At 44.4% G+C, this 13451-nt stretch carries 9 protein-coding genes; 2 read left to right on the top strand and 7 right to left on the bottom strand.

The window, feature by feature from the left end; translation table 11 throughout:
* The first annotated feature begins 513 nt into the window (after positions 1-513).
* Together mobF and LEPBO_RS0132820 are read left to right on the top strand one after the other, a co-directional pair.
* Positions 514-4809 carry a MobF family relaxase gene (gene mobF / locus LEPBO_RS0132815; protein ID WP_026149096.1) on the top strand — a complete coding sequence of 1432 codons (4296 nt, stop codon included), beginning with the start codon at positions 514-516 and terminating at the stop codon, positions 4807-4809.
* A 428-nt stretch (positions 4810-5237) separates the two neighbouring features.
* Positions 5238-7595 carry a P-loop ATPase, Sll1717 family gene (locus LEPBO_RS0132820; protein ID WP_017291842.1) on the top strand — a complete coding sequence of 786 codons (2358 nt, stop codon included), beginning with the start codon at positions 5238-5240 and terminating at the stop codon, positions 7593-7595.
* A gap of 43 nt (positions 7596-7638) precedes the next feature.
* On the opposite strand, the gene LEPBO_RS39155 is transcribed toward LEPBO_RS0132820, so the two are convergent.
* From LEPBO_RS39155 to LEPBO_RS0132855, 7 genes are all read right to left on the bottom strand, one after another.
* Positions 7639-8214, bottom strand: coding sequence for a RipA family octameric membrane protein (locus LEPBO_RS39155; RefSeq protein WP_144056431.1), 576 nt, complete (start codon positions 8212-8214; stop codon positions 7639-7641).
* A gap of 160 nt (positions 8215-8374) precedes the next feature.
* Positions 8375-9673, bottom strand: coding sequence for a hypothetical protein (locus LEPBO_RS0132830; protein ID WP_017291844.1), 1299 nt, complete (start codon positions 9671-9673; stop codon positions 8375-8377).
* 16 nt (positions 9674-9689) lie between these two features.
* Positions 9690-10103 carry a hypothetical protein gene (locus tag LEPBO_RS0132835; RefSeq protein WP_017291845.1) on the bottom strand — a complete coding sequence of 138 codons (414 nt, stop codon included), beginning with the start codon at positions 10101-10103 and terminating at the stop codon, positions 9690-9692.
* Between the two features lie 2 nt (positions 10104-10105).
* Complete coding sequence (locus tag LEPBO_RS0132840) at positions 10106-10573, bottom strand: hypothetical protein (protein WP_017291846.1); 468 nt, start codon at positions 10571-10573, stop codon at positions 10106-10108.
* An 11-nt stretch (positions 10574-10584) separates the two neighbouring features.
* Complete coding sequence (locus LEPBO_RS0132845) at positions 10585-12399, bottom strand: type IV secretory system conjugative DNA transfer family protein (protein WP_017291847.1); 1815 nt, start codon at positions 12397-12399, stop codon at positions 10585-10587.
* Between the two features lie 9 nt (positions 12400-12408).
* On the bottom strand, positions 12409-13047 hold the full coding sequence (locus tag LEPBO_RS39160) for a hypothetical protein (protein WP_017291848.1): 639 nt from the start codon (positions 13045-13047) through the stop codon (positions 12409-12411).
* A gap of 10 nt (positions 13048-13057) precedes the next feature.
* Complete coding sequence (locus LEPBO_RS0132855) at positions 13058-13411, bottom strand: hypothetical protein (protein ID WP_144056432.1); 354 nt, start codon at positions 13409-13411, stop codon at positions 13058-13060.
* Positions 13412-13451: the final 40 nt, after the last annotated feature.

Raw genomic sequence — 13451 nt, forward strand, 5'->3', positions numbered from 1 at the left:
TACATATCAGATCAAAAAAGTGGGATGACAATTCTGCTAGAGAACTGAAATCAGCGAACTCAGGTGAAGCTATCTGTCCCTCATTCTGCCAACATCGCGCGATCTATTGGCAGCATTGTTACTTGTCTACACAAAACGGTGAGATAGCGCACTTTTTAGCACTTTAGTGTCATTCCTTCAGCAAGAAGGAATATCTTGTTAAGCATCAGAGCAATTTAGAGCAATTTAGAGCAATGATACTGCTGACTGAAAATCAGCACAGTGGCCGTTTGAAGGCCTTTACTGCCCTTCTCCCTTAGCCTCACACCTAATGCACAAAAATCTGTAAAATCGCATCAAAACTATTGCTATATCTGTACTTTCAGCATACATTAACCATAGCTACAGAACTGGCAAATTTACTGCTTGAACAACCAAGCATCTGTAAGAGTTTTTCATCTATCTCCAGCGCGCCTGCACTGCTCTAATCTGAGTGCATTTTCTAGTATTGGCATTTAATTTTTGAAACGCTTTATGCTCACTCTGGGTCGTGTTCATTCACAGAACAGCGTTCACTATTTTATGCAGGACAATCATCGACCTGGCTCGGATGCGGCAGATTTCAGTCGATGGTATGGGCAAGGTGCGATCGCACTTTCTTGCCCAGAAGTAGTCAATGAAATCGCCTTCTCAAACATTCTTTCCGGGCTTGCTCCTACGGGCGAATCGCTTCCGGGGCGGCAAATTCATCCTCAGCATCAAGCCGGAATTGATTTAACGTTCAATGCTCCAAAATCAGTTAGCTTGGCGGCGCTGATGGGAGAGCAAGATGTGCTGATTGCGGCTCATACTCAAGCGATCGCACACACTCTACAGATTGTTGAGCAGCGCTATGCCTACACGCGGCTTTGTGAGCAAGGACAGCGCCAACTTGTGCCCACTCAGAACTTAGTAATCGCGGCGTTTCAGCACGAAACTTCTCGCGCTCATGACCCTCATTTGCATACGCATTGTGTGGTTGCAAATCTGACTCAAATTGCAAATGGGGAGTGGCGGACGATCGAGACGACGGGGATCTATCGCGATCGTAGTTTCCTCAGTGCGCTTTACACGAATGCACTTGCCGACCAGATTCGCCAGCTCGGTTATGAGATTACATTGCGTCCCGATTCGCATTTTGAACTGGCTGGATACGCGCTGGAACAGCTTCAGCATTTTAGTAAACGTCGTCAGCAGATTCTAAATCTGGTGGGAGAATCAGCAACGCCAGCAATGAAACAATGGGCGTGTCTCGCAACTCGTCCTCGCAAGATTTTGAACATTGATACTGCTGAATTGAATGAGTGGTGGCAAACCCAAAATTCTGCACTTCAGCTTGATATTCGCCATCCTGCTCCAATCGAGCAATCTAGGTTTAGTCGTTCGATCGATGCAGTTTTAATGGATGCGATCGCAACCTGCACCCAAACGCGATCGCTCTTTTCGCAGACAGAATTAGAACGTCGGATCTTTGATCGAGTTCAGCCGTTTAGCTATGGCGATTTTTTGGAAACACTTCAAGCATTGCAGCAAGCCGGAAAGCTGATTGCACTAGGAAATCAGTATTGGACAATTCCAGATCGGCATTCCTTCTCTGTTGATGTTGCTCCAGCGATTCGTGCGATTTCAAAAGGGAATGCGCTGAATGGATTTGCTCAACTTTTGGAATGCGATCGTGTATTTGAATCTGCGAATCCGTTTCAAGCAGCAATCGATGCCTATCTTGCTTTGAAGCCTAGCGATCGCGCCCACACTGCTTTGATTGTTGCTGATGAAGATAGCCGAAATCGACTTGAGCAAGATCTTGCTCAAGCTCACCAGGCTCACGAATCAACCTTCACGCTTTGGCAACTTCAGCCGCAACCTCTCACAGTTTCTCAAGCGTTAAGGGTTCAGTCATTTCAGATCAATGATGTTGTGATTCCTCGTTACCACTATCCTGTTTTGGGCTTGAGCAAAGGGGAACCTTATACAATCGTGGCGCTTCAGGCTAAAACTTTTACGCTACGGGATTCTTCTCAGGCTGAATTGACGATCGAGCCTCGACAATTTCGCAAGCACCTTTACCGACCACAGCCAATTACGGTTAGTTTAGGCGATCGCTTGCAGTGGACAACACCGCATCAGGATGGTTCTCACTTTACGATCGCAGCAATTACCGATACCACTGCGTCAATTCAATACTCAAACGGGCAGATTGAACAGCTTGATCCTCATCAAAGCTACTTTCTCCAAGATGCTCGAATTTTTACTACAACTGATGTCCCACCCTCAAATCTTAAGCAACTTCTTGTGGTTGAACCTGTTGCGATTTCTCTCACACGATGGATTCAAACTCTACCTGCTCTTCCCGACAATCTCGTTGTATATAGCGATCGCATTCCTGCCTTATTTGATCGGTTACGGAATGCCTCATCGCGAGTTTATTCTTATCCCAACTATGACTCAACCTCCAGACCTACCCAACTTGAACAATCTGCTGCAAATTCTCAGCCAGCAGCAAAACGAGTTTCAAAACTTAACTCAAAGCATTCACTCCTGGCAAGAAACCAATCAGAACGCTCTACAACACCTGAAAATCGACCAAGCCGACTTGAGGAGTACGCTCGAAACCTTCTTAGCGGAATTAAGCAATATTCTGAGCAGCAAGCCATCGAATTCGCCACCGAACCCCTTAGTCGAGCAATTACAAGCCTTGCAGCAAAGCTTGACCAGACTGAGCGAACATTTGGAAATCAACACCGAAGGACAGCAGCATTTGAGTCAGCAGTTCGAGACATTGTTGATCTCACAAGCCTCATTAGGCAAGCAATTAGAACAACTGAATGCCTTGCAGCAGCAATTATCCATGCACCTCGAACCTCCTCAATAAATACGATTGCATTCTATGAACTCAAATCACCTACAACAAAGCCTGGCTCATTTGGAAAACCGCCTTCAACAGCTTCAGAACAGCCTCGACACGAGTTCTCGAATGAACCAGCAAGAGTTGTCTCAGCTACGACATCTCATTCACCGCTTGCTGATTCAGAGATCGATACAAAGCCCAACTCCAAAAGACCTGAATCTCCCAACAAATCTGCCTTCACCCAAGACCGTACAAACGTTGCTTCAACAGCAGGAAAAACGCCTTCGGGAGCGTCTTCAGCAACTTCAGCAACACTCTCCGCTCAACTGACACAGCTTTTGCCTCAACTTTGTGATTGGCGAGAGCAGCAAGTAATCACGAACGCCTCGATCACACTCAATCCAGTTCTGATGCACTTACACCACTGGATTAATGCTGCACTTGCAATCCCAGTTTCTCAAAGTCAAGCGAATCTAGCTCAATTCCTAAGCCACCAGCAGCAACTCATCACGGGAGTTATCCACAGCGTTTCCCACATCCAAAATTTTGTTGTTCAGAAATCAGAAAATTCTCATTTATTGCATCATGTCCGACTGCCCATTCAATCCGACTTCACAGAACGCCTTATTAACCTTGCTGACCACGCTGAACGAGCGGCAAGTCGCGATCGCGAATTTACTCAACACTTTATGCGATCAACAAGCCAGTTTCAGCGATCGACTCACCGTTCTAGAAAATCAGATCCTTCAAGCCGATCCGACTATCGAGCAGCATCTCAACGCACTGACTACCCAACTCAACCCATTGCCCGCCTCGCTCTCGACCTTACACGATGGCATGAATCAGTGCGTGACCTATTCGCGCAGTTTCCTCGTCGAGTTGAGGCGCTTCACGCGGATGAAACGACCGAAGCGACCTGCACAGAGCTTGCAGGACTCGCTGACCAACTTACGACGAATGATTCAAACCAACACTCAGGTCTATCTGGAACTGTTGCAGCAATTACAGCAACCCGATCCCACCTTGCAGCAGGCATTACAGATTTTGCAGCAGGCATTGGTCGAGCAAACGCAGCAGTTACAGACCACCTTACAAACGCCCGATGCCACCTTACAGCAGTCGTTAGAGACGCTCACGAGTGTATTGCAGAACTTACAAGAGCAATTGAACACTCACGCGCAATCGATCGCCTCGCTGACACAGTCGATCGAGCAGTGGCAGAGTGTCAGCGAATCGCTTCCGAACGAGTAATTTTCCAAAGTTTGGAAAAATCTTCTCTAGAATCAGCGACTCCAATTTTCCAAACTTTGGAAAATTCAGCTTTAATTCCTGTCTCTTCCCAGTCTAACGATTTTTCAGGGTTTGGTTGGATAACAGGACAGGGAGCGCTAAATCGTGTGGTGCTAGTAGAAACACCAGAAGATGCTACTGCACTTGCTCAACTCGATATCACTCGGCTCGAACACCCTGGACGATCGCTGTACCTAGCCATGACTGATTCTGTGCCAAAAGCGCTTCAGGAGTGGGCGGCAATGCCAGGGAGAACTGCGATCGCGGCGGGCGATCCAGAATTTATTCGACGGGTTCAGAAGGAGATTGGACAATCTCAATCATTACTTGTGCCCGATGGTTTTACCTGGCAAAAATTGCTTCAGATGGGACATCAAAATCCTGCTCAACTTTTGCACCACTATCGTCAAGGACTCACGGGCGAACCCACCGCAATTCTTCTAGAATCGGCAAAACGAGCATTACGGCTAGGTCAACCTATGGAATTAGTGCGATCGATGCTGATAACGGCTGAACGAGTGGAAACGATGCGGCAGCTTCAGCAGGCGGAGCAATATGTTCAGGCAATTGTCGATCGCGCCTACAAAAACGCTTCAGAGCAACAGAATTCTATAATTCAGCCGATTCGGAAGCTTAAAGTGCAGCAATTGTAGACATAGTGCATATTTACTAACTGACAAAATTGGGCTTGGAAGCAGGCTCATATGGTAAAACGGCATTTGCAATTTATACTACTCAGGAGAAGCAGACAAGGTAATTCTCTTGCTTCCAAGGTTGTCGATTTGACCTATCTAATACAGATGGAATGAACTTCACACGCCAACTCGAAAAGCAACTGCACGATCTACAAATACCTTTTCGCTAAAGTCGTTTAAGTGTGGGTGAAGTATCTAGGCGGCGTATCTTTAGGCAAACGCTAAATTAAAGAAATTCTTCAGTGGTCATATCTTACTCTCCTCGTAACAGTTTTGAATTAGTCTGGTTAGCATTGATACCCAAAATCACTCAATTGCGCTACGATGTCTAGCAAATCTAATTCTTGCCAAGATTAAGAGACGGCGGTTTTTGAGGTGCTGGTAGCATGAAAACTGGTTTTTTTGCTTATAGTGGTCAACCTAGGTCAGTAGGGGAATCAATTGAAGAAGCAATAAATCTCATTAATGGTTCTGGCGTCGCCGCGTTAAAATCCTGGAGAAATTATGTAGTTAATGGCAAACTCATTATTGATGAGGTATCGAGAGCTATTGATGAAGCTGACTGCTTTTGTGCTGATTTAACCGGATTTAGTGATAATGTTCTCTTTGAACTTGGATATGCAATAGCGAAGAGTAAACCCATATTTTTGATTCTAGACTATTCGCACATTGAATCGATAAGGCGATATAGAGAACTTTCATCCCTAACGACGATCGGTTATCAAAAGTATGTAAACAGTGCTGAAATTTTGGCAGCCTTTGCTTCCTTCGCATCTGATTTTCAAGCTCAAAATCGAGTAAAAAGAAAGCAGTCATCTGTTTCAAATAAGCCCTTAGTTTTTGTTAAAAATCAATTTGATACCCCCTATAGTCGGGCTATAACTAACAAAATTGTAGAGTCTAGAATTCCTTACATTGTAGATGACGCATCGGAGAATCAAGTACAGCCTATCGAGTGGTACTTACATCAGTTGAACAATGCCGCTTTAATAGAATTTTCTGCAACATCTCGTAGAGGGTATGAACTTCAGAACTCAAAATGCTCACTCGTTGGAGGGTTAGCTTTTGGATATGGTCTAGATCTTTTAATGATAGCGGAGGAGCCTTATGAAGTACCAATTGATTACAGAGATCTTCTTATTACATACGACAATAAACAAAGATGTGAAGAAGTAGTCACTGAATTTCTGGCTCCTTTGAAGCTAAAACTTTTAGATTACTATTCACAGCAGGATACAAGTCGGAAGATCAAGAAGAAGGTGACAGAGCTTCAGAAAATCAGTTTCGGTGAATTTTTAGCGGAACACGAGAGTGAAGAACTAGCAGATTACTATGTTGAAACATTTAATCTATCTACTTTAATCAAAAATGACTACAACATTGTAATTGGGAGGAAGGGAACAGGAAAAACGGCAACATTATATTATCTAAAAAGTTTTTTGGAAAACGACAATAGAAATCATATTTGTTTAATCAAGCCAGTCAATTTTGAGATAGACGCGTTGGTCAAAATACTGCAAGTTTCCTCAGAAGAGTATGAAAGAAGCTACTTGGTAGAAAGTGCTTGGAAGCTTCTGATTTATACTGAAGTAGCAAAATCTATATATCTCAAAACTATCTTGAAGCCACTCTATGCTCTTTCCTCTGCTGAATCAGAATTTAAAAGCTTCATTGATAAGAATTCTGAGCTATTCCTAAAAGATTTTTCCGAAAGACTGGAAGAAGAGCTAGAAAATATTCGTCAATCTAAGATGATGAATAAAGATGAGAAATTCTCAGAATTTAAGATAAAGTTGGCAGAGATTATGCATGAAGAAACTTTAGCCAGCATAAGAAACTTGTTGTCAAACTTGTTTGACAAAGATAGAAAGATTTTTGTATTGATAGATAACCTAGATAAGTCTTGGAAGAAAGATAATAAGCTTGCTCTTCAAAGCGAGTGGATTTTAGGATTGCTTGGAGTTACAGGGAGAATTGTTAGAGAGCTATCTTCTTTCAGAGTCAGGGGTCAACAGAAAAAGATAGATTTTCATCTAACTGTTTTCTTGAGAAGCGACATCTTCAAATATATTCTAGGTAAGGCTAGAGAACCAGATAAAATTGAATACTCTAATCTGCTCAAGCTTGGTGATAAGGATGTTTTATTTAGAATTATAGAGGAAAGATTTGTTGAGTTGAGCAGCAATGAGATGCTTCCGGAGAGCTTGTGGAATAAATATATTGTTGAAAGTGTAGATTCAACGTCTACTAAAGACTATATTTATGAAAGAATAATACCTCGACCTAGAGATATTATTTATTTCTTCAAAAACGCGCACGAGAATGCTATATCTAGAGGACACTCAATCATTACTGAAGAAGATTTGAAGTTAGCTTATAACAACTACTCATCTTGGGTTTTTACCTCAATGATGGTTGAAAATGGAGTCAATATAGCTCAACTCAAAGAATTTCTTTATCACTTAGTAGGACAACATCAGATTGTTGACAAAACGACTTTGTTTGCAGCTATGTGCGATGCGAACTTGCCTGATTCTGAAGAGTTTCTAGACAATTTAATTGAGCATTTAGCAACTCTTTCTATTGTTGGCAAAGAAGTGGCTGAAAATCAGTTTGAGTTCGAGTACGCATTCGATAGTAAAGATCTGATTAATGCTAAGTCGAGAAGAGTAAACTCAAATCGCTATAAAATCCACAACGCTCTTGTTCCCCTGCTCGACCTAATTGATCAGTCTGAGACATAACATACCTTTGCTCTTTCACTATAATAACAGGCGAAACCTTTCGCTACTGACCTAACATTTTCATGAATGAGTAGATTAATAAGAAAAAGTAAGGAACGGCAATAATTATAGGAATATACTGCTCAATCGCAGTTAAACGAATATACTTCCTTCGATTCTTATCCTCTTTGAGGATTTGCCACTCTCTATCATAACATGCAAACGGTAGATAAGCTTCCATCTCGTGAATTACCCTAAATTTTAAGGAGTTTAATTGCTTGTATGAATTAATGTTTGCAATCCAAGCTAAACAAAGGCATAGCCCCAGAATTGATACTGTGAGAAGGACAAAACTTTGTGGACCTTGAAAAAGTTCTTTATTACCTGTTATGGAAAGTAATGCTAGAAGCGCAGATAAAATTGAGGTGTAAAAACTACCTATCTGAACTCTTCTTGAGCTAATTCTATCTGCCATCTCAACGTACATCTTATACTGCTCAAGCAGGTGTTGTTTAAATTCCTTGCCATAAACTGCCTCTGAAGTAGTATATGCATTCTCTTGAGATAAGTTCGTGCTAGGTGATTCTATATTCTGCTTTGAATCTTGCTCCAGCGTTGCGTCAAATTGTTCATCTTGCATTTTGCGCTCCAACTGCATCATCAATATGCCTGAGACATAATATTAGCTCCTTCTAAGAAATTTTTGGCAAGCACATACTTCAATAAGTCAGCATTCTGGGTAGAATTTGTACCTAGTGAGCTTCACATTCTTAATAGGCTCATAATTTATCAGTCCAGATTTACAGTTGTCGAAAAGATTGAACCTGTCGTACCGTCTGTAGATTCTTCTTTGTCTGGAGAGGCTGAAGAACCTGATAGCTTGCCCGACTGACCACTAGTTCTGCGTATCGCTGTGCTGCTTGAGATCCCTGCTGTACTTCAGTTCTCTGGCATTGAGGATCAGAGCGTAGCATTTGCATTACGTCCTTTGCTGGAATGTGATCGCTCAATGCCTGCCGAGCCGCCTGCATCGCAATCTGGCTAGGTGATCCCTGAAGTCCCTGCGTATATTGATTCCAAAGATCAGCAGGAGTCTGAGTCACTGCCGCCGTTTGAGTAGGAGTGGAATCTTGCCCAGTTTCTCGTCCTGACACAGCAATATGATTTCCGTCGATCACATATCGTTGATCTCGCTTTGAATCGTAGGAAATCGAGCCATCTGCTTGTACCTCTCCAAATAACTTTACTGCTTGTCGCAAACCGCCTTCCATCGATCGAACCATTGGCTCTGCGATCGCTCGTTTAACCGCTTGCGTCCAGGACTGCAAATTCTGTTCTGTTGTTGCAACCCATCGTGCTGGAGTCGATTGAACCGACTGCAATTGACGGTTCAACTGTTGAATACGGTTTTCTAGCTGCTCGATTTGCGATCGCAATCGTTCAAGGTCAGTTTGAGAAGCAGAATGAGAGATCGAAGTGGCTGGCTGACTCACTTCTTGTGTGTGATGATTTGAACCATTCCTCGAAGTTGGTTGAGACTGTTCTGAAGTGGCGAGTGATCGAGAAAGATGACCATTTGTTTGCGAGTTTGGCAACAGAGTAGAGGGTATTTGAGCTGCTGAACCTGCCTTAGCCTTGTTTTCGGTGTTATTTGTTGCCTTCGTTGCTTCAGCAGCGTGAGGATTGGGAGATGTTGATTGCTCTTGTGCTGCCAATCCCAACAAATCAGTCTTAACTTCTCCAGCTTGAATACGGTAAACTTCGCGATCGCCAATCAGAATTTTGACGGTTCCTCGAATGCTCTCTGGACGTTCTAATGCTGCCTGCAAGAGTGCAAGGTGTTCTGGTTCCATGCGATCAACACGAGGCGCTTCTCCGGTTACTGCCTCAAATAGGCGCTGATTCCCATGTCGGATAACGATTGGCGCGTAAGTATCAAGATAGCCAGCAATCACTGCTGAGTGGCGAATCCGTTGCAATAGTTGGGTGAAACTTGTCTGCTGGTCAGGCGTAAGACGAGGAACTTCAGTTGTAGGAACGGGTTGAACTGGATGTTCAAGAACTGTGATTGGCGTGGCAGAATTGGAGTTTTCAGACATGATGATTTTTCTAGAACTATGCAACCGTATGAATAGAAGATGCTGCCAACTGCGCCGCATCTAGCAGCACCTCTGGCAGAATGACTCGCCCTGATAAGCGATCGAGAACAATCTGAGAGCCGATTTGAATAAACGCCCATTGCCCATCAACTTCAATTTGAATGACATCACAGGTCGCGTCATCGGTTGGCAGTCGAACTCCCGTAAGATGTCCTTGCTCGATCGTTAGATCAGGAGTATCTGTGCCGTCATCATTGCTGTAGTACACTTCGATCACATTTGGGAGATAGCCGACTGGAAGTTCAGGGTAATGCCAAGCAGATGCAACTTCATAGATTGTGTTGGGGTAGCGATCGCACATCACAGCAATTTCTGCTGGAAGCGTTTGCTCGATAAATTGATGTTGAGTTGGAGTGAGGGTATGAACCATGATTACCTTTGTGGAGGTTTTTGAGACGGTTGCCGTTGTATTGTTCGTTCAGCAGGTGACAGTCCCGAATGTTGCCGATACTGATTTGCTTCGGCTCGCTGAATAACCAGCGAAATGTAGGTTTGAGCCGCCGCAGAGCCTTGATTTTGTGCGATCGCTTGAACTTGCGGAGAATTAGTCAGCATTCGTTGCACGATCGCAGGAGAATGATGATTTAGGGCGCGTTGTGAAGCGCCTAAATCAATTTGAATTCGAGATCCTTGGAGTCCCCGTTGATAATATTCATAGGGTAAGGCAACGGTGCGATCAGGAGCAGTAGTCTCAATTTTCAGAGATAGCGGTTGATTCCGCAGTCTTGCATACGCCTCAACTCCATCGCGGAGAAGTTGTGTTCCCGCTTGCGCCATCTCAACCCCAACGTTTTGAGCGTCGCTGTGAATGGAAGATAAATCATCGGATGATAATGGCATAAATCCTCCGGCTACCAATTGTTAGCAAGTTCTTCAAACGTCGTGCTTTCAAACTTTTCGATTGGATCAACTGACGAATCGCTCTCTAGCATTGGCAGCAAAATTTGATCCACAAATTCAAATCGCTCTCTTAGCTGTGATTTCATTGCTTCAGGTGTCCAGTTCGTCTGAGTGCGAGTAACGCGATCAACCAGTCGTTGCCGTACTTTCGTGTCCCACTTTTCTTCGCTCCACTGTTGAGCTGCATCATCGCATTTTGGAATTTTCACGTCTAGGCAAAAGGGAATCGCCGCTTCACCGGAACCTTGATACGCTGGATTCACAAACACACATTTTCCGCGTGGCAGAGTGAGCAGGAATCGTGCCTCAAACAAAGGACGCTTATGATACTGCTCGGATTGAGATGTACCTGAGCTTTTGCCCTGATTGCGGCTTCTCGCTCGAATGATCACTTCTTCTTCGCCAAAGTACTTGGAGTAGCGTTGAGCGCTTTCCTCATGCTGTGGATTGAAGATAAACTGCGTGGCACAAGCTGCGAGAATGCTTTGAGTCATTTCTTTGCCGTATTTATTCTCCAACTGTGCATAGTTCTGATAGCCCAAAATCAGCGCAAGTCCGTTTTCGCGGTATTCGTTTGCCCACTGCACGATCGCTTGCAGATACAGCGTTGGAAATTCATCCATTGCCAGAATTAGCGGCTCCTTACGGCGCTCAGAAAGATTGCGAACAACTAATAGATTGAGAATCGTCGCGACGATCGGTGCAATGACATCACGAGTGCGTTGATCCAACTGAAAGACAATCAATCGTTTCCCAACCAGATCGAGCGGTAGCGTTGTTTTCCCACAAAGGCAAGTCAGAAACTTCTTATCAATTAAAGGCGCAAAGGTCGCGACGGCTGTACTGATAATTCCGCCGCCTGTTTGTTCTGCATGTGCAACTGAGGTCAATGCTGTTGCACTGATCGATGCCCAAACATCTAGTTCTCCATGAGTTTGAGCATCTAACATTCGACGAGCTAAATCAGGACAGCTTAGAATCGCCCATACCATTGTCAAATCTTGGTAAGGTGTTCCTTTTGCCAGCATTAACACTGCCTGTACCAGTAAATCTCCAGCCTGCTTGAAATACTCATCTTGCTTACCAGAAGCTTCTCCAGCTTTTGAGTTACGATTCATCGTAATCGCGAACTGTTTTGCCATCGTGGAGTCCACTTCATCTTCTAAAAAGTCAAGCGGGTTGCAAACTGAGCTATAGTCAAATCCTGGCGCAAAGACTGCGACTTCGTAGCCTTTGGTAACGGCATAAGCAACGTGCCGCCGGAGTTGTTCACCTTTGTAGTCGTAGATCATCGTCGGAAAGCCTTGATCCAAAGACGATCGGATTAATGGATCGATCGACGCATAGCTTTTCCCCTTTCCGGGTCCACCGCAAACGGTAATTCCTTCATTCGCATTAGGAACATACAGCGTTGGAAGTTGTCCCATTAGAGTTGTTAGTTGTGCTGCGAGTCCACGATTGCGAGGTGTGCCTACATAAAGTGTCACGCGATTATGCTGGCGTTTCCACATTTGTTGTTCTGCGCGTCGTGTGGCAGCTAGTTTTTCCCATACTCCTGCTTTACGTCCGAAGACAAGGTGCTTTTTCCGTCCACCGATCGCCATTAGAAGTGCCAGAACAAGACACCCAAATAGTAGCCCTCCACTGTCCCATCGAAGTAGGGGAGCTAACCCATTCAGAGCATCTTGAGTCAGCGATCGTGGCTGTGCTGTAGTCGCTTGTGAAGGTGTTGAATCATTAGTTTTGGGACTTGGTTGAGTTGGCATAAGGTCAAATCAAGGTGATGAGTTGATGGCAGAGTTTGCCATTTCGATCAAGGCTTGGCGATCGCCCTTTTTCAAGCTGACCGTGTAGCGGTAGCCAGATTGCTCCCAAATGACTTTGGCATCGCTGTAATTTGCACCCAGTACCCAAGGAACAAAGAAGCCTTGAATGCCTTTTTCAAGTTGGACTGCTCCGAAGGCATCTGGAGATCGCGCAATTGGACGAAAGGCTGGATCATTCAAAAATGCATATTCTGACTTGACAGCAGGCGTATTCGGCAGCAGCTTTTCGGCACTGATGAATCCATTACGGCAGTAGTTTGCACGACAGTCGGGACTTGTCGTGAATGCCACTTGATAGCCTTGCTTGGAAGCATTCCATAAGACAGTATAAATGGGAGATTTAAGGGGAATTCGGGGCGGTAAACGGAGCGGCACTCCAGTTTGGCGTAATGCGTTCAGTATAGATTCAAAAATGGATGAGGTTGATTGCAGTTGTGCAATCTCAAGCGGAATTTGAGCCGGGAACAGCAAGGGGCTTGCCTGAACAGCTTCAGAGGATACTGCCCAAATTAGAAGTATCAAAATTGTACAACTGATCGATCTCCAAATCTGTTTTCGAGTTCGTTGATAGGTGTGAAGTAATTGCATGGCTAGTTCTTTACTCTGATGGTAATGTTTTCCAATCGGGAATAATCTGATCAAGCAACTGAATCGCAACGGATTCTGGCACACCGAACTTGATCACTCCTCGTAATCCGATCCAGTCGTCGCGCCGCGTTACTACTTGCCATTTGCGATTCCGTTCAATCAAAATTGCCCATCCTCCCGTCGGTCCCCAAGTCCAAGTCGCCATCGCATAGGGTGGAAGAACAGCTACTTTTGTGACTTGTCCGACTCCGAACTGTGACCTTGCTTTACTCGGATAGTCCATATTCTTTTGTAAGGCTTGTTGAACTGCCTGCACAACGGGTGATGCGATCGTGGACTGAGTTTGAGCAAAAACAGGAGTCACAAGAATACTCCAGGCGATGAGAGTTGCCCAAAAAGTTGCA

The sequence above is a fragment of the Leptolyngbya boryana PCC 6306 genome (assembly GCF_000353285.1).
Lineage (GTDB): Bacteria > Cyanobacteriota > Cyanobacteriia > Leptolyngbyales > Leptolyngbyaceae > Leptolyngbya > Leptolyngbya boryana.